21 protein-coding genes are annotated in these 21,296 nt (G+C 68.5%); 6 read left to right on the plus strand and 15 right to left on the minus strand.

Annotated features, from left to right (window positions below; genetic code table 11):
- Positions 1 to 5: 5 nt before the first annotated feature.
- From ACQP2T_RS53020 to ACQP2T_RS53040, 5 genes are all read right to left on the minus strand, one after another.
- Positions 6 to 719: an HAD family hydrolase gene (locus ACQP2T_RS53020; RefSeq protein ID WP_357949143.1), complete on the minus strand. Its 714-nt coding sequence runs from the start codon at positions 717 to 719 to the stop codon at positions 6 to 8.
- Between the two features lie 81 nt (positions 720 to 800).
- Complete coding sequence (locus ACQP2T_RS53025; RefSeq protein ID WP_433512389.1) at positions 801 to 1,427, minus strand: HAD family hydrolase; 627 nt, start codon at positions 1,425 to 1,427, stop codon at positions 801 to 803.
- Between the two features lie 104 nt (positions 1,428 to 1,531).
- Positions 1,532 to 1,972, minus strand: a complete 441-nt coding sequence (locus ACQP2T_RS53030) for a DUF2690 domain-containing protein (protein WP_433512390.1) — start codon at positions 1,970 to 1,972, stop codon at positions 1,532 to 1,534.
- Between the two features lie 97 nt (positions 1,973 to 2,069).
- Complete coding sequence (locus tag ACQP2T_RS53035; RefSeq protein WP_433512391.1) at positions 2,070 to 2,573, minus strand: DUF6912 family protein; 504 nt, start codon at positions 2,571 to 2,573, stop codon at positions 2,070 to 2,072.
- Positions 2,574 to 2,604: 31 nt separating this feature from the next.
- Positions 2,605 to 3,249, minus strand: coding sequence for an HAD family hydrolase (locus tag ACQP2T_RS53040; protein WP_433512392.1), 645 nt, complete (start codon positions 3,247 to 3,249; stop codon positions 2,605 to 2,607).
- A 139-nt stretch (positions 3,250 to 3,388) separates the two neighbouring features.
- On the opposite strand from ACQP2T_RS53040, the gene atpB reads away from it, so the two are divergent.
- The gene (gene atpB, locus ACQP2T_RS53045) at positions 3,389 to 4,180 is read left to right on the plus strand and encodes a F0F1 ATP synthase subunit A (protein WP_433512393.1); all 792 of its coding nucleotides are present in this window, start codon (positions 3,389 to 3,391) and stop codon (positions 4,178 to 4,180) included.
- Here atpB and nagZ read toward each other — a convergent pair.
- From nagZ to ACQP2T_RS53075, 6 genes are all read right to left on the minus strand, one after another.
- Entirely contained in the window at positions 4,177 to 5,466 is a 1,290-nt protein-coding gene (gene nagZ, locus ACQP2T_RS53050; RefSeq protein WP_433512394.1) for a beta-N-acetylhexosaminidase, read from the minus strand. The two genes, atpB and nagZ, sit on opposite strands and share 4 nt — an antisense overlap.
- A gap of 92 nt (positions 5,467 to 5,558) precedes the next feature.
- Positions 5,559 to 7,271, minus strand: coding sequence for a phosphoenolpyruvate--protein phosphotransferase (gene ptsP, locus ACQP2T_RS53055; RefSeq protein ID WP_433512395.1), 1,713 nt, complete (start codon positions 7,269 to 7,271; stop codon positions 5,559 to 5,561).
- Positions 7,268 to 7,528 carry an HPr family phosphocarrier protein gene (locus ACQP2T_RS53060; RefSeq protein WP_357949124.1) on the minus strand — a complete coding sequence of 87 codons (261 nt, stop codon included), beginning with the start codon at positions 7,526 to 7,528 and terminating at the stop codon, positions 7,268 to 7,270. Before ACQP2T_RS53060 ends, ptsP begins: the two co-directional genes overlap by 4 nt.
- A gap of 62 nt (positions 7,529 to 7,590) precedes the next feature.
- Positions 7,591 to 8,037, minus strand: coding sequence for a PTS sugar transporter subunit IIA (locus ACQP2T_RS53065; protein ID WP_433512396.1), 447 nt, complete (start codon positions 8,035 to 8,037; stop codon positions 7,591 to 7,593).
- Between the two features lie 11 nt (positions 8,038 to 8,048).
- A complete protein-coding gene (locus tag ACQP2T_RS53070) occupies positions 8,049 to 8,285 on the minus strand; it encodes a glucose PTS transporter subunit EIIB (protein WP_433512397.1) in 237 nt (78 codons plus the stop codon).
- A 35-nt stretch (positions 8,286 to 8,320) separates the two neighbouring features.
- Positions 8,321 to 9,355: an SIS domain-containing protein gene (locus ACQP2T_RS53075; protein WP_433519946.1), complete on the minus strand. Its 1,035-nt coding sequence runs from the start codon at positions 9,353 to 9,355 to the stop codon at positions 8,321 to 8,323.
- Between the two features lie 116 nt (positions 9,356 to 9,471).
- Here ACQP2T_RS53075 and ACQP2T_RS53080 point away from each other — a divergent pair, with 116 nt between their 5' ends.
- From ACQP2T_RS53080 to ACQP2T_RS53090, 3 genes are all read left to right on the plus strand, one after another.
- Entirely contained in the window at positions 9,472 to 10,212 is a 741-nt protein-coding gene (locus tag ACQP2T_RS53080) for a GntR family transcriptional regulator (RefSeq protein WP_433512398.1), read from the plus strand.
- A gap of 24 nt (positions 10,213 to 10,236) precedes the next feature.
- Positions 10,237 to 11,550, plus strand: a complete 1,314-nt coding sequence (locus ACQP2T_RS53085) for a PTS transporter subunit EIIC (protein WP_433512399.1) — start codon at positions 10,237 to 10,239, stop codon at positions 11,548 to 11,550.
- 419 nt (positions 11,551 to 11,969) lie between these two features.
- Positions 11,970 to 12,335, plus strand: coding sequence for an Rv3235 family protein (locus ACQP2T_RS53090; protein WP_433512400.1), 366 nt, complete (start codon positions 11,970 to 11,972; stop codon positions 12,333 to 12,335).
- Positions 12,336 to 12,394: 59 nt separating this feature from the next.
- On the opposite strand, the gene secA is transcribed toward ACQP2T_RS53090, so the two are convergent.
- Positions 12,395 to 15,187: a preprotein translocase subunit SecA gene (gene secA / locus ACQP2T_RS53095; protein WP_433512401.1), complete on the minus strand. Its 2,793-nt coding sequence runs from the start codon at positions 15,185 to 15,187 to the stop codon at positions 12,395 to 12,397.
- Positions 15,188 to 15,411: 224 nt separating this feature from the next.
- On the opposite strand from secA, the gene ACQP2T_RS53100 reads away from it, so the two are divergent.
- Both ACQP2T_RS53100 and ACQP2T_RS53105 read left to right on the plus strand, forming a co-directional pair.
- On the plus strand, positions 15,412 to 15,660 hold the full coding sequence (locus ACQP2T_RS53100; RefSeq protein WP_433512402.1) for an HGxxPAAW family protein: 249 nt from the start codon (positions 15,412 to 15,414) through the stop codon (positions 15,658 to 15,660).
- A 533-nt stretch (positions 15,661 to 16,193) separates the two neighbouring features.
- Positions 16,194 to 17,375: a winged helix-turn-helix domain-containing protein gene (locus tag ACQP2T_RS53105; RefSeq protein ID WP_433512403.1), complete on the plus strand. Its 1,182-nt coding sequence runs from the start codon at positions 16,194 to 16,196 to the stop codon at positions 17,373 to 17,375.
- An 858-nt stretch (positions 17,376 to 18,233) separates the two neighbouring features.
- On the opposite strand, the gene ACQP2T_RS53110 is transcribed toward ACQP2T_RS53105, so the two are convergent.
- From ACQP2T_RS53110 to ACQP2T_RS53120, 3 genes are all read right to left on the minus strand, one after another.
- On the minus strand, positions 18,234 to 18,932 hold the full coding sequence (locus tag ACQP2T_RS53110) for a response regulator transcription factor (protein WP_357647853.1): 699 nt from the start codon (positions 18,930 to 18,932) through the stop codon (positions 18,234 to 18,236).
- A gap of 170 nt (positions 18,933 to 19,102) precedes the next feature.
- Entirely contained in the window at positions 19,103 to 19,762 is a 660-nt protein-coding gene (hpf, locus tag ACQP2T_RS53115; protein ID WP_433512404.1) for a ribosome hibernation-promoting factor, HPF/YfiA family, read from the minus strand.
- A gap of 607 nt (positions 19,763 to 20,369) precedes the next feature.
- Positions 20,370 to 21,158: a ComF family protein gene (locus ACQP2T_RS53120; RefSeq protein WP_433512405.1), complete on the minus strand. Its 789-nt coding sequence runs from the start codon at positions 21,156 to 21,158 to the stop codon at positions 20,370 to 20,372.
- Positions 21,159 to 21,296: the final 138 nt, after the last annotated feature.

The raw sequence follows: 21,296 nt of genomic DNA on the forward strand, positions 1-21,296 counted from the left end.
TCAGGTCAGGGGCTGACCGGTCTGCGGTCGACCGGTGTGGTCAGGCCCGCGACCGCGGCCACCACCTCCGAGGCGTTGGACAGGTCGGGCAGCACGAGGTCGGCCCCGGCCTCGCGCAACTCGCTGGCCATCGACCGGCCCGAGGCCACCCCGATCATCGCCGCCCCGCCGATCTTGGCGGCCTGCACGTCACGCGTCGAGTCGCCGATCACCACGGTGTTGGCCGCGGTGAACGGCATGCCGAAGCGTGCCTTGGCCCGCCCTTGGGCGACCTGGAGCAGCGTCGCCTTGGGATAGACCTCCTCGCCGTAGCCACCGAGCTCGAAGTCGACGTACTTGTCCAGCCCGAACGCCTTGAGCTTGTGCACGGCGTTGCTCTTGATCGTGCCGGTGAGCACCGACTGGACCACGCCGTCGAGCCCGGCGACGGCCTTGAGCGCCTCCTTGGCCCCCGCCATCACGTGGCCCTCGGTGGCCAGCCGCTTGCGCCGGTCGGCGAAGGCCATCGCCAGCGCGGACAGGAATCTCGGCAGGGTGTCGTCCTCGGTGACGATGCCGTTGACCGCGAGGGTCTCGAAGACGATCTCGGAGTCGGGCCGGCCGCGCGCCGGCGCCAGCTTGAGCAGCGGACGCCCCGTCACGGCGCGGAACGCCTCGGCGTAGGCGTCCCTGGTCACGATCGCGACGTCGACCAAGGTGAGGTCGATGTTCCAGAGCACAAGGCGTTTGATGGCGACCTCCTGTGGGGGATCCAGCCAGAGTACGGCTATCTGGCCGCCCAGGGCTGTCTGCTGGAGGATTCAGGCATACGTGAGTGCTTGGGCGAGGGTGTCGACGACCGGCAGCCCGGTGGCCTCCAGCTCGGCGCGCGTCGTCATGCCACCGGTATAGAGGACGGCCCTGGCGCCCACGTGCTTCGCGGCGAGCCCGTCGTCGACGCTGTCGCCGATCACCAGGATCTCGCGGGCCTCGACCTCGATGGCCTCGATGTGCGCGGTCAGGTGCGCGGCCTTCTCGCCACCGGTCACCCCCACCAGGCCGTCGACCCTGCTGAAGTGCCGGGTGATGCCGAAGGACTCGATCAGCGGCACCAGGTGGGTGTGCGGGGCCATCGAGCAGAGCGACTGGGTGCCCGTCCAGCTGGTGAGCGAGAGCTCGGCGTCGGCGGCCAGCCCGCAGGCGACGCTGAGGCGGAAATAGTGCTCGTGGAAGCCGTTGTCGAGCAGCTCCCACTCGCCGTCGTTGAGCGGGCGGCCGAGCAGTCGCTCGTAGGCGACCCAGATGGGCCGGGTGTAGACCGCGCGGAAGTCGTCAGCGGTCAGCGGCGGCAAATCGTACGACCGGAAGACCTCGTTGGTGGCCCCGACCACGGCGTCGATGTCGTGGAACAGCGTGCCGTTCCAGTCCCAGATGATGTGCTTTGTCATGTCACGATCAGTTTAACCGGGGGGTGTGACATCCCGGTGAAGGCTGGACGGCGAAGCCGCGGCCGGTCGGCCGCGGCTTCACCCGTGACCGCGGGTCAAAGCCGCTACCCGCATGCCTTCGTGGTGCTGCCGGAGCCGTTCTGGCCACCTTGGCCGCTGCCGAACACCACGCTGGCACTGCCCCAGGCGCACATGTTGTTGCCGTTCATCATGTTGCCCCAGTGACGGCCGCCGTTGCCTGCCTTGAAGGAGAACCGGTCGGACCCCTTGTCGGTGTAGACGTTGATGACGCCGTGCCCGGACGAGGCCGTCTTGATCTCGACCCAGTTGGTCTTGCACTTGCCCGACCACCAGAGCTGGATCGTGCCGACCGTGTCGACGCGGCTCTTGAGCGGCGCGGTCCGCACCACCTTGGCCGCGTTGCCACAACCGGTCTTGTAGGGGTCCTTGTGGTTGTAGCCGGCCGCCTGCGCGCTCGCGGGGGTGATCGTGAGGAGGGCCGCCGCCACCGCGCCGACCGCGATGGCCGTCACTCGAAACTTCACTGGAACCGACTCCTTGGGTTCGGGATGGGGATCCGTGAGGACGATAGCGAGAAGTTTCAAGAAATCGTCAAGGTACTGTGCGCTATTTAACGTGTACCTAACGTGTCTGTAGCAGATCGGGGATCTCCTGCGTGGCGAACCACATGAGCTCGTGCGCCTCGGCGCCGTCCACGGTGAAGCGGGCGTCGTCGTCGCCTTCGTCGGCGGCGGGGAGGGCGGCGACCGCGGCCTGGATGTCCGGGATCGCGTAGAGGTCGTCGACGTGGACCGCGGCCACCTTGCCCAGCGGAACCGGCGCCGTCACGCGTACTCGGGCCCGTTCTTCCAGGTCGGCGCCGATCGAGAGCGTGCCGTCGGGCACCTCGGCGACGACGACCACTCGCCGGGAGGACACTTCGGCGCGCTCGGCGGCCAACTGGCGCAGCGAGGCGCGGGCGGCCTCGGTGAGGGCCACGTATTCGAGCTCCTCGGTGTCACCCGAGGCGTACCACTCGGTCAGCGCGGGGGTCACCGCGTAGCCGGTCAGCGGGGCCGGGCCTAGCTCCCCCGCCTCGACCGCTCGGGCCAGCGCGGGGAGCGTGCACGGCAAATAGACGCGCATCACGAACCTTTCACAGCGTGCAAGGGCTCTATCATGCCCGTCGCAACGGAAGTTGGAGCAGAGTCTCGAGTTCGGCGATGGTCGAATCGGCGTCGCGGTGGTGGATGCCCGCCATGCCGAGGCCCCGAGCGGCCAGGATATTGACCTCGATGTCGTCGATGAACACGCACGCCTCGCCGGGCAGCCCGACCCGGCCGAGCGCGTGCTCGAAGATGCGCGGCTCCGGCTTGCGCATGCCGACCTCTCCGGAGATCACGACCGCGTCGAAGAGCTCGTCCCAGCCGTCGCGGGGATAGACGTTGGACCAGGAGTTGGACAGCAGGCACGTCTTGACGCCGTTGCTCTTGACGTCGCGCAGCATGTCGTACATCACCTCGACCCGCTCGAAGCCGGCGAACATCCGCTCCAGCAGCCCCTCGGCCTCGGGCGACACCCCGTCGACGGTCAGCAGCCGGGCGGCCAGGTCGCGCTCGAACGCGGCCCCGTCGATCTCCCCGCGCTCCAGCGCGTTCACGACGCTCTCCTGCTCACCGCCGTAGGCCTGGTCGACCAGCTCACGCATGACGGCTCGGTAGTGGCGGTCGTCGATGCGGTCCGCCTCGATCCACTTGCCGATGGAGACAGAGAGACTGGTGGTGAGCACGCCACCCCAGTCGATCAGCACCCCTGTGATCAAGGCTCCTCCTTGGAATCCCGTTCTAGGGTAGTTGAGCGTCGCACATCACCCGCAGACCCACATAAACCCCGGATAAAGGGCAGCCAAATTCCCTGGCTATCGTGAGGGTCCATTGAGCTGACCCCATGGAGGGACCGCCGTGCGGACGACGATCCTGATCGCCTCGGATGAGTTCAAAGCTCCTGGTACGGAGCTGTTCGACTTCGACCCGATACTCCCCGGCGGGCCGGAGTGGCTGACCAAGCCCACACTGCTCGCCCTGCTCTCCTCGATCATCGTCATCGCCCTGTGCTGGGGCGCCTTCGCCAAGCCGAAACTGATCCCCCGAGGTTGGCAGAACCTCGGCGAGTACGCCTACGTGTTCGTCCGCGAACAGGTGGCCAAGCCCAGTCTCGGCAAGGACGCCGACCGGTGGATGGGCCTGCTCCTCACGATCTTCCTGACCGTGCTGGTCTGGAATCTGATGGGCGTCGTCCCGTTCATCCAGTTCCCGGTCGCCGCGCACATCGACTTCCCGCTCGGGCTGGCGCTCAGCGTGTACGTCGTCAAGGTCTTCCTCGGCGTCAAGCACCACGGCGTGCGCGGCTACCTGAAGGGCGTGGTGTACCTGGAGGGCCTACCCGGCTGGGCCTACGGCATCTACGCCCCGCTGATCCTCGCCGAGACCTTCATCAACTCGCTGTTCACGCACTTCATCCGGCTGTTCGCGAACATGTTCGCCGGCCATCTTCTACTGGCCTTCTTCAGCTCGGTCGGCTTCTGGTTCCTTTTCGAGCGGCTCACCGTGCTCGGCGCGGGCATCGGCGTCCTCGGCGTGGTGATGACGATACTGATGACCGCGTTCGAGATGTTCATCCAGTTCTTGCAGGCGTTCCTGTTCGCCCTGCTCGCCGCGATGTTCATCGCCAGCGGGCTGAAGGGCTCGCACTAACGCGCGGCGCGGGCGGCCACCTTGCGGTGCTCCGTGCTGCGGAGCACCTTGGCCGCCTGCGCGGCCGACGCCACGGGCGCCTTGGGCAGCAGTCCGCGGGCCTGCTTGAGCTTGAGCAGCCGCGTCACCGACTGGTCGAGCCGCTCCTTCGAGATCTTGCCCGACTTCACCGCCGCCAGCACCGCGTTGTAGGCCACGGGCAGGTTGTTCGGCATGAGCAGTAGGTCGGCACCCGCCTGGACGGCGCGTACGGGGATCTCGGCGTCGCTGTACTTCTTGCGCACCCCTTCCATGTTGAGCGCGTCGGTGGAGATCACGCCCTGGAAGCCGAGCTTGTTACGGAGCAGCCCGGTCAGGATGGGCTTGGACAGCGTCGCGGGGTCGCGTGACGGGTCCAGCTTGGGGAAGACGATGTGCGCGCTCATCACGGCGTCGACACCGGCGGCGATCGCGGCCTTGAACGGCGGCGCGTCGATTCGCTCCCACTGCTCCTTCGTGTGCTTGATCACCGGCAGTCCGGTGTGGCTGTCGATGTTGGTGTCGCCGTGGCCGGGGAAGTGCTTGGCGGTGGCGGCGACCTTGGCGTCGTTGAAGCCCTTCACCGACGCGGCCACCATCTTGGCCACCTCGCCGGGCTGGTCGCCGAAGGCGCGCTTGCCGATGACCGGGTTCCTCGGGTCGATGTTCACGTCGGCGACGGGGGCGAAGTCCAGGTTGACGCCGACCGCGCGCAGCTCCTCGCCGGTGGCCTTGGCCACGGACCGGGCGACCGCGGTGTCCTTGGTCGCGCCAATGACCGAAGCTCCGGGGAAGTCGGTCATCAGCGCGCCCATCCTGGACACCAGGCCGTTCTCCTGGTCGGTGCCGATCAGGAGCGGCACGTCCTTCGACGCCTGCTGCAGCCCATTGGTCAGATCGACGACCTGGCCGGTGCTCTGGATGTTCGCCGGGAAAAGGATCACGCCGCCGAGGTGGTATTTGGCGACCACCTTCGCCGGGGTCTGCGCGCCGTACCTCGCCTGGTTCTCGCCCGACACGCTGCCGGGGCCCGTGCCGTACAGGACGGGCATGAACAGCTGGCCGACCTTCTCCTCCACGCTCATCTTCGACAGAACGCCCGGCAACCCGCTGCCCTGGCCGGCCGACGACGAGCTCTGCTGAACCGTGGACGGAGGCGCCACCTCCGGCCGGGTCGCCGGAGCCGCACCCGCCGGGCCGCCACCACCCCCGGCGCATGCCGCGAGAGCCATCACGAGGAGCCCAGCCGTGCCTGTCCGTCGAAACATGCTCTCAAAGGTATCCATGCCATGGGACCCCTGAGCCACACAGCCGGCAAATGTCCCCTTCCTCCCGGCCCGGCCCTCGGTCCCCGGTCCGGTCAGAGCCCCAGCTCGACCAGGCCCGGCAGGTGGGAGCGGGCCGCCGCGCGGGCGTGCGCCGCCGTAGCCGCTCCCCGCGCGGCCTGCGCGGCCAGCTGGCACTGGTCGAGTGTGTGCGCCGCCAGCCCGGTCCGTACGGCGGGCAGCGCCGCGGCCCCCATGGACAGCGTGGACACCCCGAGCCCCACGAGCACGCAGGCCATGGCCGGATCGGCGGCCGACTCCCCGCAGACGCCGCACGGTTTGCCGTTGTCGGCGGCGGCCGTAGCGGTCATGGCGACCAGGTCGAGCAGCGCGGGCTGCCACGGGTCCTGCAGCGATCCCAGCGCGGCGGATTGGCGGTCGGCGGCGAAGGCGTACTGGGCCAGGTCATTGGTCCCGATCGACAAGAAATCGACCACGGTGACCAGGCTCTCCGCCCGCAGCGCCGCGGCCGGGATCTCGATCATCACGCCCGCCTGCGGGAGCCCCTTGGCGTGGCAGGCGTCGGCGAACCAGTGGGCCTCCTGAGCCGTGGCGACCATCGGCGCCATCACGTGGAGCTCGGCCGCCGCCGCACTGGCCCGCACCGCACCCGACCGGTTCACCGCGGCCGCCACGGACAGCGCTTCCAGCTGGGCGGCCATCACCTCGGGGAACCTCTCGAACAGCCGCACGCCACGCTCGCCCAGGGCCGGGTTCGGCTCGGGCGCGGCGGACGGCAGGAAGGCCAGCGGTTTGTCGGCGCCGGCGTCCAGCGTCCGCACCACCACCTTTCCGCCGGGAAAAGCGGCCAGCGCCGCCCGGTAGGCCGCCTCCTGCTCCGCCACGGACGGCGCCTCGGTCCGCCCGAGGAACAGGAACTCGGTCCGGTACAGCCCCACACCCTCGGCCCCGGCGGCCAGCGCCGCGTCGAGATCGTCCGGGCCGCCGATGTTGGCCAGCAGTTGCACCCGGAAGTCGTCCCGGGTCCGGCCGGGGCCGCCGGTCGTCATGCGTCGCCGCCTGGCCTCGTGCGCGCTGACGTGCCGGGCGATGTCGGACTCGGTGGGCTCCAGCCGTACTTCCCCGGTGTTGCCGTCGACCAGCACCCGGGTGCCGGCCGGGATCTCCGTCGCGCCCGGACAGGCCACGACGGCGGGCACGCCCATCGCCCTGGCCAGGATCGCGGTGTGGCTGGTCGGACCGCCCGCCTCGGTCACGAACGCGGCCACGGCGTCCTTCGACAGCAACGCGGTGTCGGCGGGCGCCAGATCAACGGCGATCAGCACATAGGGCTCACCCGTGCTCGGAACGGGTGGCGGGGCCGGCAGGGGGCGGCCGGTGAGGCGGGCGATCACGCGGTCCCTGATGTCGTCCAGGTCGGCGACCCGCTCGCCGAGGTACCCACCCGCACTCACCAGCATGTCCCGATATTTCGCGAAAGCTTGGTAAACCGCCCGGGGAGCCGCGACGCCCTGGTCGATCAGGGCCTTGACCCCCACCACCAGCCCGGGGTCCTCGGCGATCAGCGCCTGGGCCCTGAGGATCTCCTTGGCCTCGCCGCCGGCCCGGTTGCCCCGGGCCTCCAGCTCCCCCGCGACCTGTCCGAGCGCCGCCACCGCGCGTTCGCGCTCCGGCTCCGGGGGGCCCTCATAGGTGGAGCCGGCGGGGGGTTCGGGGACGACCCCGGTCAGCACGTACACGGGCCCGGTCCCGATCCCCGGGCTGACCCCGGCCCCCCGCAGGTTCATGGTGTCCCGGCGATCGCCGCCAGTGCGTCGAGCACTTCGTCGGCGCCCTCGCCCTCGGCCTTGATCACGATGTCCTCGCCCTGCCGGACGTCCAGCCCCAGGATCTGCAGGATGCTCTTGCCGTTGACGGGCTGGCCGGTCACCCCCTTGCTCACGGTGATGTCCATCGGGGCCTTGACGGCGGTCTGCACGAATGTCGCCGCCGGGCGGGCGTGCAGGCCCACTTCCGCCGCCACGGTGACCTTGCGCTCGGCCATGTACTCCTCCTTGTCCAACCGGTCCGGACCACCCGGCCCCGGCATCTACCCCAAAGCTTTCTTCAGTCCCACAGGAAAAGCTCGTCGCCGGCACACACGGGCCCGCCGGCCATGGCCGTCACCGCACTGGCGGGCGCGTCGAGCGCGACCACCGGGCAGACCGGCGAGCGGCCACCGGCCTCGATCGCGGCCGGGTCCCAGGCCACCACGGGCTGGCCCGCGCGGACCCTGTCGCCCTCGGCCGCGAGCAACTCGAAGCCCTTCCCCTTCAGCTGGACCGTGTCGATGCCCAGGTGCACCAGCACGCCTTTGCCGTCATCCCCGACGATGACGTAGGCATGCGGATGCAATTTCATGATTTTCCCGGCTATTGGGGCCACGGCCTTGCCGGGTTCCCGCGCCGGATCGATCGCCGTTCCCGGCCCCACCATGCCCGCGGAGAACACCGGGTCGGGCACCGCCGACAGCCCCACGGCCACCCCCTCGACCGGGGCGAGAACAGTCGTCATGGTCTCGCCCTCTAGCCGATGATGTCCTCGATGTCGCTGGCGATCGTGTCCGCCTCGGGCCCGACGACGACCTGCACCACGTTGCCCGCGGCCATGACGCCGTGCGCCCCCGCCGCCTTGAGCGCGGCCTGGTCGACCTTGGAGACGTCACGCACCTCCGTCCGCAACCGGGTGATGCAGGGTTCGATGTCGATGATGTTGCCCGCACCGCCGAGCCCCGCGATGATCGCGCCGGCATCAGCCGCCATCCGTCCTCCTCGTAACGTTACGACCAGGCTAAACGTCAGTCGGTCTGGGTCACCTTGTTGAGCCCGCGCGGCGCGTCGGGGTCGATGCCCAGCCTCCGGGCCAGCGCCTCGGTGAGCAACTGCCCCGGCACGATGAGGCCCATGGGCGCGACCCACTCGGGCAGGTCGGGGCCGTTGAGCGCCGCCGTACCCGCCTGGGCCAGCGCCGGGCCACCGCCGATGGTGAAGGCCGCGGCTCCCGCGGCGACGACCCGCTCGGCGAGCGCGACCGTACCGGACAGCGTCGGGCTGTTCTCGGCGGCGACCAGCAGCGCGGGGGTGTCGGCGTCGACCACGGCGATCGGCCCGTGCAGCAGGTCGGCGTACGACAGGCCCATGGCGTGCAGGTAGCACGCCTCCTTGAGCTTGAGCGCGGTCTCCAGCGCGGTGGAGAAGGCCAGCCCGCGCGCGGAGACCACGGCCCCCTGCTTGTCGGCCAGGCCCTCGACGACCGCGTCGAGGTCGCCCGGCTCGGCGATCAGCCTCTCGACCGCGTCCGGGACCCGCTGCAGGTCGGCCGCGTCCACGTCGGCGCCGAGGCCGAGCGCGAGCACGGCCAGCGCGGCGAGCTGGGTGGTGTAGGTCTTCGTGGCCGGGACCGCCTTCTCCTCACCCGCCAGCGTGCACAACGCCAGGTCGGCGGCCTGGGCGAGCGGGCTGTCCGGGCCGCCGTTGGTCACGCCGACCGTACTGGCGCCGCAGTCCTTGGCCCAGGTCAGCGTCTCGACGATCTCCTCGGTCCGGCCGGACTGCGAGATGGCGACGGCCAGCACGCCGTCGAGGTCCAGCTTGCGCTTGTATGTCGTCGCTACGGACGGGGCGGCGAGCGCGGCCAGCCGCCCGGCGTGTGCTTCGACCAGGTAGCGGCCGTAGACTGCGGCATTGTCGGAGGTGCCACGCGCGATGAACAGGAGCTGGCGGGTCCGCTCGCCCAGTGCTCTCACCTCGTCGACCCTGGGGAGCAGGGAATCGAGCGTGGCCCGCAGCGCCTCAGGCTGCTCGGCGATCTCGCTGCGCATCTTGGTGGTCATCATCCCTCAAATCGTTACCGGGCAGACTTGACCCTGTTTTGCGACATGTGGTCTAGTCCGGACTAGACCAGTACGAACCATAGCCCATCGCCCAGGTCAGATCGAGGGGAGGATCCGTGGCGCACATCGATCCGGACAGCCCGGTGCCCAAGTATTTCCAGCTGCGCGAGATCCTGCTGGACCTGATCGACAGCGACGAGCTGAGCATCGGCGCCGCCATCCCGTCGGAGCGCGATCTGTGCCAGCGCTTCGGCCTTTCCAGGATGACAGTCCGGCAGGCGGTCGACCACCTGGTGTCCGAGGGCCGCCTGCACCGGGTGCCGGGCAAGGGCACGTTCGTTGCCAGACCCAAGATCGAGCTCGCGCTGCAGCTCACCTCGTTCACCGACGACATGCGGGCGCGCGGCATGGAGCCGGGCTCGCGCGACCTCGACCGGCGGGTCGTACGCGCCAGCGCCCACCTGGCCAAGGAGCTGGGCATCCAGCCGGGTGAGGAAGTGCACTTCATCGAGCGGCTGCGCACCGCCGACGGCGAACCCCTGTCCATCGAGCGCGCGCACATCCCGGTCAAGCTCGCGCCCGACCTGGCCGAGCACGACCTGTCGGGCAGGTCGCTCTACGAGCTGCTGGAGAGCCGCTACGGGCTGGTCATGGACGCCGGCGAGCTGACCATCGACGGGGGCATCGCCGATCCGAGCGACGCCGACCTGCTCAAGCTCCCCCGGGGCGGGGCCGTACTACTGTTGCAGCGCAGATCCTTCTCCGGCGGCATCTGCGCGGAGCTGGGCGTGTCCACCTATCGCGCGGACCGCTACCAGCTGCGCACCATTCTGGAAATGCCCACCAGACGGGGCTGAGGGCCCGATCCGGAGGAACGCCCGGTGAACGAGACCACCGCCGCCAGGCCTTCGCCGTTCTCACGCGTGATGAACGTGCTCCAGCGGCTGGGCCGCTCGCTCATGCTGCCCATCGCCGCCCTGCCCGCGGCCGCGCTGCTGCTCCGCTTCGGCCAGCCCGACATGCTCGGCTCCAACGGCGCCGAGCCGGGCGGCCTGGCCGACGTGGCCGGCTTCGGCTGGATGAACCAGGTCGCCGAGGTGCTGGCCGCCGCCGGTGCGGCGCTGTTCGAGAACCTGCCGCTGCTGTTCGCGGTGGGGGTGGCGATCGGGTTCGCCCGCAAGGCCGACGGCTCGACCGCGCTCGCCGCGGTGGTCGGCTACCTGGTGTTCGACCGCGTGACCAAGGTGATGTTCTTCGGCTCGGCGATCAGGGACACGGTCCTGATCAAGGCGGTCCAGCCCCAGGGCGGCATCAAAGAGATCATCAACTACGGCATGCAGAACCCCACCCAGGTGCTCGGCGGCATCATGATCGGGCTGGTCACCGCCGTGCTGTGGCAGCGCTTCCACCGGATCAAGCTGCCGTCCTGGCTGGCCTTCTTCGGCGGGCGCCGGTTCGTACCGATCATCACCTCGATCGTGGCGCTGCTCCTCGGCGTGCTCATCGGCTGGGTGTGGCCGATTCTCGGCGAGTGGATCGGCCACGCGGGCGAGGCCCTGACCACGCTCGGACCGCTGGGCACCGGCATCTACGGCCTGATCAACCGGCTGCTGATCCCGCTCGGCCTGCACCACTTCGTCAACTCGATCGTCTGGTACGTGGTGCCCCAGTGCGAGGTCGGCGGCCAGGTCCTCGGCGGCGACTGGAACTGCTACTTCGGCGGCGCCCCGCACTCCGGCCAGTTCATGGCCGGGTTCTTCCCGATCATGATGTTCGCGCTGCCGGCCGCCGCGCTGGCCATGTGGCGGGCCGCGCCCCCGCACCGGCGGGCGGCCGTGGGCGGCATCATGCTGTCGGCCGGGCTGGCGTCGTTCGTCACCGGGATCACCGAGCCGATCGAGTTCGCGTTCATCTTCGTGGCGCCGGTGCTGCTGGCCGTACACGCTGTGCTGACCGGGCTGGCGATGGCGCTCACCACACTCATCGGCGGGCAGCTCGGCTTCGGCTTCTCGGCGGGATTGCTGGACATGCTGCTGAACGCCAGCAAGTCGAACACCCACAACCTGCCGGGCATCCTCCTGCTCGGGGTGATCTATGGGGTGGTCTATTACGTGGTGTTCAGCTTCCTCATCCGCAAACTGAACATCATGACCCCGGGCCGAGAACCTGAGCCCGACGTGGATTCAGGCGAATAACCAAAACCCTTTTTTCCAGCTTTACGGCAGGCCCGGTGGGCCCCACCCGCCTTACGGGGCTGGGCTCTGTCCAGGGACACGCTCCTCCGGCGGAGGTGGCTTGGCGCCGTGACGCGCGTCCTCTTGGCCATGGCCTACCACACAGCGCCGCAAAGGGATTTTGGGCCACACTACCCGAATCAACATCGCTGACTCCGACCATAGAGGCCGACCGAATTCGTTAGAGACAACCTATTAAGGGCTAGCATAAGACCGAAATCCAAATCGCGCCGCCCGGCACCACTCCAACTTCCGGTGATCTTTCTCGCCAATCACCTCGAATCGGTGGGCTGAGCGGGAAAGTTGGTGGGCGATGTATTCGGGGGCCGGGCCGAAAACTCCTTGTACTGTCCCTCTCCCCCTATGACATCGGAGACCCCATGTCATCCCTTTCGCACGCCGCCATTTCCGACCCGCTCGTGTGGGGACCGCCGGAAGCCAGTCCCGACGAGCGCAAACTGCGGCTGCTCGGGCAGGCACTGGCCGAGGTGCTCTCGGGGCGGCGGCCGCCCGAGAGCGTCGCCGACCGGCTCACCGACCGGGCCTACCGCGACCTGGTCAAGGCGGGGCGGATGATCGAGACGAAACGGGCGCCGTTCGTGGGGAGCCCGCACGTGAAGGAGCCCAAGGACGGCGCGGTCGAAATGTGCCTCCTCGTCCACTGCGGCGAACGCAGCCACGTACTCGCCGTACGGCTGGAGCGGCGCGGCGTCCAATGGCTGTGCACGGACTTCGAAACCGCCTGACAACCGGGAGAAGGCCCCCGCCGACAGGCGAGGGCCTTCTCCAGAAACGGACCGGTGCGTTATGCCTGGGCGTTCTTGGGGTCGCCGTGGCAGCGCTTGTACTTCTTGCCCGAACCGCAGGGGCAGGGCGCGTTGCGCTCGACGTTGCCGTAGGCGGCGCGCTCGGCCGAAGTGCTGCGGACCCGGGTGTGCTCGACCTCGCCCGCCTCACCCGGCGCGGAGTATTCGAGCTCGGCGGGCCGCTCGGGCCCACGCAGGCCGCGCGCGATGATCGAGCGGGTCTCCGCCATCATCGCGTCCTCTTCCTCGACGATCGGGTTTTCCTGAACCTCGACCTCGATGTTGAACAGGAAGCCGACCGAGTCCTCCTTGATGCCCTCGAGCATCGCGGCGAACATCTCGAAGCCCTCGCGCTGGTATTCGATCTGCGGGTCCTTCTGCGCGTAGGCCCGCATGCCGATGCCCTCGCGCAGGTAGTCCATCTCGTAGAGGTGCTCGCGCCACTTGCGGTCGAGGACCGACAGGATGACGCGGCGCTCGAACTCGCGGGTGGCGTCGGCGCCGAGCTCCTCCTCACGCCTGGCGTAGGCCTCCAGCGCGTCCTTCTTGATCTTCGTGCTGATGAGCTCGGCGCTGAGCTCCTCCCGGCCGCCGGCCTCCTCGACCACGTTGTCGATGGTGACCGTGACGGGGTAGAGCTCGCCGAACGCCTTCCACAGCTTGTCGAGGTCCCACTCCTCGGCGAAGCCCTCGGCCGTGGCGCCCGTGACGTAGCCCTCGATCACCTCGCCGATGAAGCCCTGCACCTGCTCGTGCAGGTCGGCACCCTCCAGCACGCGGTGGCGCTCGGCGTAGATCACCTTGCGCTGCCGGTTCATGACCTCGTCGTACTTGAGAACTTCCTTGCGGATCTCGAAGTTCTGCTGCTCGACCTGGTGCTGGGCGGAGGCGATGGCCTTGGAGACGATGCCGGACTCGATCGGCTGCTCGTCGGGGATGTTGAGCCTGGTCATGATCATCTCGACCCTGGCCGAGTTGAACAGGCGCATCAGGTCGTCGCCGAGCGAGAGGTAGAAGCGCGACTCGCCCGGGTCGCCCTGGCGGCCGGAACGACCGCGGAGCTGGTTGTCGATGCGGCGCGACTCGTGCCGCTCGGTGCCGAGGACGTAGAGGCCGCCGAGCACGGTGACCTCGTCGTGCTCGGCCTTGACGGCCGCCTTGGCCTTCTCGAGCGCCTCGGGCCACGCCTTCTCGTATTCTTCGGGCGTTTCGAGCGGGTCGAGGCCGCGCTGGCGCAGCTCTAGGTCGGCGCGGAACTCGGAGTTGCCGCCGAGCATGATGTCGGTGCCTCGACCGGCCATGTTGGTGGCGACGGTGACGGCGCCCTTGCGGCCCGCCTCGGCGACGATCGCGGCCTCACGCGCGTGGTTCTTCGCGTTGAGCACCTCGTGCTGGACGCCGCGGCGCTTGAGCGCCTTGGACAGCCGCTCGGACTTCTCGACCGAGGTGGTGCCGACCAGGACCGGCTGGCCGAGGTCGTAGCGCTCCTTGATGTCCTCGACGACCGCGGCGAACTTGGCGTCCTCGGTCTTGTAGACGACGTCGGCCTGGTCCTTGCGGATCATCGGACGGTTCGTCGGGATCGGGACCACGCCGAGCTTGTACGTCTGGTGGAACTCGTTCGCCTCGGTGACGGCGGTGCCGGTCATGCCGGACAGCTTCTTGTAGAGGCGGAAGTAGTTCTGCAGGGTGACCGTGGCGAGAGTCTGGTTCTCGTCCTTGATCTTCACGCCCTCTTTGGCCTCGATGGCCTGGTGCATGCCCTCGTTGTAGCGGCGGCCGTGCAGGATGCGGCCGGTGAACTCGTCGACGATGAGCACCTCACCCTCGGCGACGATGTAGTCCTTGTCCTTCTTGAACAGCTCCTTGGCCTTCAGAGCGTTGTTCAGGAAGCCGACCAGGTGGGTGTGCTCGGCCTTGTAGAGGTTGTCGATGCCCAGCCAGTCTTCAACCTTGGCGACACCGGACTCCAGCACGCCGACCGTGCGCTTCTTCTCGTCGACGATGTAGTCGCCGGTGCTCTCCTCGTCGGGCGACTTGGCCTCGACGCCCTTGCGCAGCCGCGGCACGATCTTGGCGAACTCGGTGTACCACTTGCCCGACTGCTCCCCCGGACCGGAGATGATCAGCGGGGTGCGCGCCTCGTCGATGAGGATGGAGTCGACCTCGTCGACGATCGCGAAGTGGTGGCCGCGCTGCACGCACTCGTCCAGCGACCACGCCATGTTGTCGCGCAGGTAGTCGAAGCCGAACTCGTTGTTGGTGCCGTAGGTGATGTCCGCCTCGTACTGCTTGCGCCGCTCTTCCGGGACCTGCCCGGCCAGGATCATGCCGACCTCGAGACCGAGGAATCGGTAGACGCGGCCCATGTTCTCGGCGCCGACCTTGACCAGGTAGTCGTTGACCGTGATGACGTGGACGCCGTTGCCGGCGAGCGCGTTGAGGTAGGCAGGGAGAGTGCAGGTGAGGGTCTTGCCCTCGCCCGTCTTCATCTCCGAGATGTTGCCCATGTGAAGGCTCGCGCCGCCCATGATCTGCACGTCGAAGTGACGCTGGCCGAGCACGCGGCGGGCCGCCTCGCGCACGGTCGCGAACGCTTCGGGAAGCAGATCGTCGAGGGTTTCGCCGTCCGCGAGCCGCTGCTTGAATTCGTCCGTCAGAGCGCGCAACTCCGCGTCGGACAGGCTCGTGAAGTCGTCCTCGATGGAGTTGACCTGATCGGCGATCCGCTTGAGCTTGCGCAGGGTCTTGCCTTCGCCGGCACGTAGGATCTTGTCGAGAATGGCTGCCACTTTATGTAAAGCTCCTCGCAGGTCTACCCCGGCGGCGCCGCCAGGAGGAGAGGCTGAGACAAACTTCCCCGTTGCCATCGTAGGCGGTTCAGCAACCAGACACAGCCACCGCGACGACGAGAGCGTCGGGCATGTCTGGGAGAATGGGGTCTAGGCAGAGCGTATGCCGGTAAGCCCCTGGTTTGCACCGTTAGCGGGATATCCGGCAAAGGGAAGGATTTGTGATGGTTGAGGGGCACCCAGAGAATCTCGGCAACCACGGCGGCCGCGCGTCCTCATGGCTCGCGGTGACCGTGATGCTGCTCGGCACCGTCGTCGCCGGCTACGGGATGACCGCCGCCAACTGGACGCTCATCTGGATCGGCGCCGGGGTGTTCGTCGTGGGCGGAATCCTCGCCCTCGTCTTCGACATCTTCACCGACGTCGTGATCGACGCGCCCAGGGCAGGACTCCACGCGGAAGACCACCGCTGAACCTCCGGCGAACCTCGGGGACACCCGGATCTCCGGCATCCCCACCCCTCCAGGCCGCCTGAGCCTCCGACACAGACGCGGAAGGCCGCCGCCGGCGTACGCGCTACGCGGCGGACCCCCGCTCCCATGCGTGTCCAGCTCATGTACGCGTCCTGCAACAGACCCCGGTTCCCGTGCGTGTCCCGGCTCATGTACGCGTCCTGCGACAGACCCCCGGCTCGCGTGCGCGCCTCGTGGCGGACCAGCACTCACGCACGAGCCCCAAGCCGGACCACCACCTCCTGTCCGTGCCTCGTGGCGGAGCACCCATGTGCGCGTCACGCGGCGGAAGGATCATCGCCCCTCCGGACATCACAGTGACCCTTCTCATGCGGGCGTCACACGGCGGGCCATCGCGGGTCCGGGCATCGCAGCGGACACCCGCCATGCCACGCATCAGGCGGCGGTCCACCGTCTCTCCTTTCCTCCTGTCGGTTTTCTGTCGGTGCCCGCCGCTAGCATCGCGGCATGCATAGCCGTACCAATGTGCTGATATGACGGATCTGACGGCCGACGAGGCGCGGCGGCTGATCCTGCGCGCCCAGGGCCTGCTCGGCGCGGACGCCCGCCGAGGCGGCGTGCACGGCATGCTCCGCAGGCTCGGCGCGATCCAGCTCGACACGATCTCGGTCCTGGCCCGCTCCCACGAGCTCGTCGCCTACGCGCGCCTGGGCGCGGTGGGCAGGCCCAAGGTCGAGCGGGCCTACTGGCACAATCCCGCCCAGAGCTTCGAATACTGGTGCCACGCCGCCTGCATCCTGCCGATCGAGCACTGGCCCCTCTACTCCTTCAGGCGGCGCGCCTACCGCGAGCGCCGCTACCGCTGGCACGAGGTGCCCGACCACGTAGAGAAGCTGCTGGACCAGGTACGCGCCTCGGGCCCGCTCACCACCTCCGACGTCGGCGGCGCCAAGAACGGCGGCCCCTGGTGGGACTGGTCCGACTCGAAGATCGGCCTGGAATGGCTGCTGGACATCGGCGAGCTCGTCTGCAGCCGCCGCGTCGGCTGGCGCCGGGTCTATGACCTCTCCGAGCGCGTGGTCCCCGCCGAACTCCAGGCCGAGGACCTCTCCGACGAGGAGTGCATCGTACGGCTGGCGGCCATCGCCGGTGCCTCACTGGGCGTGGCGACCCGGGGCGACCTGATCGACTTCCTGCGCCTCAAGGGGCGGTTCGCCGCCATCCTTGACGAGACGCTGCTCAGCGGGGCCACGGGGCTGGTGCCCGTGCGCGTGACCGGCTGGCCCTCTACCAGGGGGCAGACCAACGCGTGGGCCGATCCGACGGCCCTGGAGTCGGCGCCGCGCGGGCGGCACCGGACGACGCTGGTGTCGCCGTTCGACTCGCTCATCTGGCATCGCGGCCGGACCGAGCGGGTCTTCGGCTTCAACTACCAACTCGAGCTCTATGTGCCCAAGCACAAGCGGGTGCACGGCTACTTCACGATGCCGGTGCTGGCCGGTGGCCGGCTGATCGGCCGAGTGGACCCGGCCCGCGACGGCACCACGCTGGTGGCCAGACAGCTCAGCCTGGAGCCGGGCCTCACCGGCGCCAAGTGGGCCGACGCCCTGAGCGACGCGCTGTGGTCGGCCGCCGAGTGGGTGGGCTGCGACACCGTACGAGTCGAACGCGCCGACCCCGCCCTCATCGCCCACCTGGAGGCAGACCCCAGATAGGACCTCGGACCAGACACCAGGGAGGACTCCAGCCCCGGCCCTCGGGCCGGACACCAGATAGGTTTCCGGCCGGACCGGGGACGGACCTCGGATAATCGCCGCCTGGAGGCGAAGGCCGCACTGACCGCCACCTCATCGCCTACTGGGAGGCGGGTGCCGACAAAGCGTCTTCGGTTCCCTGTGTTTACCTAAGTAAAACGGACATCGGCGTAGCCTCGTCGCCTGCCGACCGAGGCCGGGAAGCGATCCGGTGGAAGCCGCGTCCGTCCGGCGAGCCGGGCGGACCATGGTTTGAGAACCGCGTTGTCGGGGCCTGACTGCGCACTCCTGGAGGAAGTGCGCCTCTTGGGCCACCGCCCCGCCGGACGCTATCCCGTTGATACGGACACCAACGGGGGCGGGGACCGAGCGCTCAGTCAGACACCCGGCTGTGACAGAGAATTACCGCACGATTACCAACCGTCGCAACCGATCACGTCAGAGAAGTCCAACTCAGTTCTCACGGTAACCACCGGCTCGCATAGCGAACGCCAGCGACAGTTCATACCCTCATCGCCTACTTGCGGCCGACGCCGACGAATCACCGCCACGCCCGCCGAGAGGACGGGTAGGTGGTCGACAGCCACCACGATCACCGCAGGGGGCATGCGGCCGGACGCGCCACGATCACCCCAGGTGCAGACGATCGGCAGCCGCAACACCCGTCAAGGGCGCAGGCCATCAGCAGCCACCACGTCCCACCGCAGCGACAGGCGGTCGGCACCCGGCACGCCCACCGCGGGCACAGGCGGTCGGTAACCGCCACGCCCACCGAGGGGGCGGGCGATCCGTAGCCGCCGCGCCCGCCCGAGGGCGATGTCAGGTGATCTCCAGCATGCGCTCGCGTACCGCGTAGACCACAGCCTCCATGCGCGAGTGGAGCTGCAGCTTGTCGAGGATGTTGCGGACGTGGTTCTTGACCGTGTTCTCGGAGATGAAGAGCTGCTTGGCGATCTCGCGGTTGTTCATCCCCTTGGCCACCAGGCGCAGCACCTCCATCTCCCGCTCGGTCAGCCGCGGCACGGGGAGCTGGGGTGGGCGTTCGCTCTCCTTCTTGCTCATGTTCGCGAACTCGTTGATGAGTTTGGCGGCCATGGCCGGATTGATGAGCGACTGGCCCTCGTGAACTCCGCGCACGGCGGCGGGGACGTCGTTGATCTGCACGTCCTTGAGCAGATAGCCGGTCGCGCCCGCCTTGATGGCCTCGAAGAGGTCTTCTTCCTCGTCGCTGACCGTCAGCATGATGATGCGGGTGCTCGGCACCGAGGCCTTGATGCCCTTCGCCGCCTCGATGCCGTCGCGCCGCGGCATGCGTACGTCCATGAGCACCACGTCGGGCATGAGGCGGTCGGCCAGTTCGACCGCCTCATGCCCGTCGCTCGCCTCACCGACCACCTCGATGTCTGGCTCGGCGGCCAGCGCCAGAGCCAGGCTCCGCCTGATCAGCTCGTGATCGTCCACGATCAGGACGCGGATCGGCTCGCCTCCTGACGGGCGCGCCTCGCCGGACTCCGTCACCAGGCCTCCTCGATCAGCCTGGAGACCGCCATCTCCGCGCTTCGCTCGCTCATGACCTGACTGAGCTCGCTCACGTCTCCTCCTCGTCGGGGGGCCAGAGCCGTTGGACCGCCAATGATGGCATGTCTCACGCGGTCCTAGGGTGGTCGAGAAGATCTTTTAGCGCTGCGTCACGGCTCTACGAGCCGAAGTACGCCATAGTTGTAGCCGCGCCGGTTGTAAACGACACACGGCTGGCCACTCTCCTTGTCACGGAACAGATAGAAGTCGTGGCCGACCAGCTCCATCTCGAGGAGGGCCTGGTCGATGGTCATGGGTTCCGCTTTGTGGTGCTTCTCTCGTACGATGAGCGGCCCGTCGCCGTCCATCTCGATGGGGACGATGTCGTCATACTGCTTGTCGTCGGGGAGCTCTTCTTCTTCGTCGAACTCCGGTACGACCTCGGCCTTGCGCGGTGGCGCCAGGTCGGCGGCGTCGGGAAGCGTCGCGGTGATCTCCGCCACGGAGGGCGGGCAGTGGTTGCCGTGGTGCACCTTGCGACGGTCGGACAGCCGTCTGAGCCGGCCTTCCAGTTTGTCCAGCGCCATGTCCAGGGCGGCGAATCGATCGTCGGCGGAAGCCTCCGCGCGAATGGCGGGTCCTCGAGAGTGAATGGTCAGCTCGACGCGCTCTCGCTGACTGGCGATGCGCGGATTGCGCTCCTTCGACACCTCCACATCAACTCGAATGAGCTTGTTGTCCAGACGTTCGATCCTGGCCAGCTTGGTCTCCACCTGGTCTCGGAACCGATCACTCACTCCTGTGTGCCGGCCCTTGACGATGATGTCCATGCAACAGCCCCCCTTCGTCTAACGACTGAGAAAGAGCGCCCGACGAGGTGCTTGCCGGGCGGGGTCTTCCGTCTGCCTCTCTGCTGTCACCGTTACCCTCTTCCGACGTTCCGTCACCGGGTTCTCGGGTGGCACCCGTCCGGCCGACCTGGTCTTCGACCCCACATCCGCCTGCTGAGGATTTCGCGGCTCTGATGCCACTACTGCCCTTCTCTCCTGACGGGGGACATCTGGACCCCCGGGAAGGCAGGACTTACCCCTAAGCCGCACCGTGATCGGTCGACAAAGAGTCGCCTTACGTGGACCGTTTTGCCTGCGGCTGGCATCGGCTAGCAGAGCCGGGACTCCCGGCCCTGCGCAACCACGGACCCGAACGGGTGCCATGTCAGAACGCTATCCGCATCGGAGGCGAATGTCAGCCTAGGGATCGGTCAAACGATCACTTTCTGTGATTTTCCTCCGATGTGACTCACGTGACGGATGCCCCTTTTTACGTACGCCGGACCACATATCCCCTCTCTTACGGAGGTCTGAGCTGCCCCACCGCTGCCCAGTGGGTAGGCACATGTGGCGGCCAGGTGAGAGCAGGAAAATGATCTCCCTTTACTCAGTGTGACCGTAATGGATTGCAAGATCTTCGGCGTGTCGCGGCCACGGTCACGGCCAGCAGGACGTCGACGCCGTCCACCCGGAGTGTCCTGGCGGCTTCGGCCAGTGTGGAGCCCGTGGTCACAATGTCGTCCACGAGCAGCACAGAGGCCGCTGGGCGGGCCTTCGCGGCGGGGGTGACCCGAAGTGAGGCGGCGAGGTTGGCGGCCCGCTGCGTGGCGCTCAGGCCCGCCTGGTCGCCAACCTGACGCGCCTGTCCGAGCGCGGGCCACAGCTCCGCCCGGTGACCGAAGGCCGCCAGCTGCCGCACGGCCAGCGCGGCCAGCCTGCCGACCGGGTCATGGCCCCTCGACCGGAGAGCTCGGGAGGAGCTGGGCACAGGGACCACGGCCAAGGCCACCGGCGTGGCGGTCCTGGCCAAGGCCACGGGCGTGGCGGGCCCGGTCAAGGCCACGGGCGTGGCGGATCGGTAGGCCAGAGCGTGGTCGGCGGTCGATGCCAGGGCGTGGCAGGCGGTGAAGGCCAGGGCCGTCGCCAGAGGATGGGCCAGCGTGGTCTGGCCGCGCTCCTTGTAGGCGACGATCGCCTCGCGCACGGCCCCCGTGTAGTCGGCGGCCGACCAGCACGCGGGGAGGCCGTCGGGGGCGGGTCTCGGCATGCGGCGGGCCGGGACGGGGTCCAGACAGGTCTCGCACAGGCGCGGCCCCTTGGTGCCGCAACCCAGGCAGCGCTGGGGAAGGGCCAGGTCAGCGAGGTCGGCGAGAGCGGCGAACACGAGGACCAGCATGCCCGCCGACCCCGACAGTTTCGGCCCAGGAATGACCCCCACACAAGTGGCGGGTCACCGTCCGGTCAGCCCCCACACGGCGGCCAGTCGCGGCCCGGCCGACTCTAGGGGAGCGTCCAGCCGACGCACGGAAGCGCC

It is taken from the genome of Nonomuraea sp. CA-143628 (assembly GCF_050942315.1).
In the GTDB taxonomy this organism is placed as follows: Bacteria; Actinomycetota; Actinomycetes; order Streptosporangiales; family Streptosporangiaceae; genus Nonomuraea.

What these genes read in the sequence shown, in the direction of transcription:
- ACQP2T_RS53025 (WP_433512389.1), bottom strand. Translation starts at nt 1,427, where the DNA reads ATGACAAAGCACATCATCTGGGACTGGAACGGCACGCTGTTCCACGAC.
- ACQP2T_RS53035 (WP_433512391.1), bottom strand. Translation starts at nt 2,573, where the DNA reads ATGCGCGTCTATTTGCCGTGCACGCTCCCCGCGCTGGCCCGAGCGGTC.
- nagZ (WP_433512394.1), bottom strand. Translation starts at nt 5,466, where the DNA reads ATGTTTCGACGGACAGGCACGGCTGGGCTCCTCGTGATGGCTCTCGCG.
- ptsP (WP_433512395.1), bottom strand. Translation starts at nt 7,271, where the DNA reads ATGAACCTGCGGGGGGCCGGGGTCAGCCCGGGGATCGGGACCGGGCCC.
- ACQP2T_RS53060 (WP_357949124.1), bottom strand. Translation starts at nt 7,528, where the DNA reads ATGGCCGAGCGCAAGGTCACCGTGGCGGCGGAAGTGGGCCTGCACGCC.
- ACQP2T_RS53065 (WP_433512396.1), bottom strand. Translation starts at nt 8,037, where the DNA reads ATGACGACTGTTCTCGCCCCGGTCGAGGGGGTGGCCGTGGGGCTGTCG.
- ACQP2T_RS53070 (WP_433512397.1), bottom strand. Translation starts at nt 8,285, where the DNA reads ATGGCGGCTGATGCCGGCGCGATCATCGCGGGGCTCGGCGGTGCGGGC.
- ACQP2T_RS53075 (WP_433519946.1), bottom strand. Translation starts at nt 9,355, where the DNA reads ATGACCACCAAGATGCGCAGCGAGATCGCCGAGCAGCCTGAGGCGCTG.
- ACQP2T_RS53090 (WP_433512400.1), top strand. Translation starts at nt 11,970, where the DNA reads ATGTCATCCCTTTCGCACGCCGCCATTTCCGACCCGCTCGTGTGGGGA.
- ACQP2T_RS53100 (WP_433512402.1), top strand. Translation starts at nt 15,412, where the DNA reads ATGGTTGAGGGGCACCCAGAGAATCTCGGCAACCACGGCGGCCGCGCG.
- ACQP2T_RS53105 (WP_433512403.1), top strand. Translation starts at nt 16,194, where the DNA reads ATGACGGATCTGACGGCCGACGAGGCGCGGCGGCTGATCCTGCGCGCC.
- hpf (WP_433512404.1), bottom strand. Translation starts at nt 19,762, where the DNA reads ATGGACATCATCGTCAAGGGCCGGCACACAGGAGTGAGTGATCGGTTC.
- ACQP2T_RS53120 (WP_433512405.1), bottom strand. Translation starts at nt 21,158, where the DNA reads ATGCTGGTCCTCGTGTTCGCCGCTCTCGCCGACCTCGCTGACCTGGCC.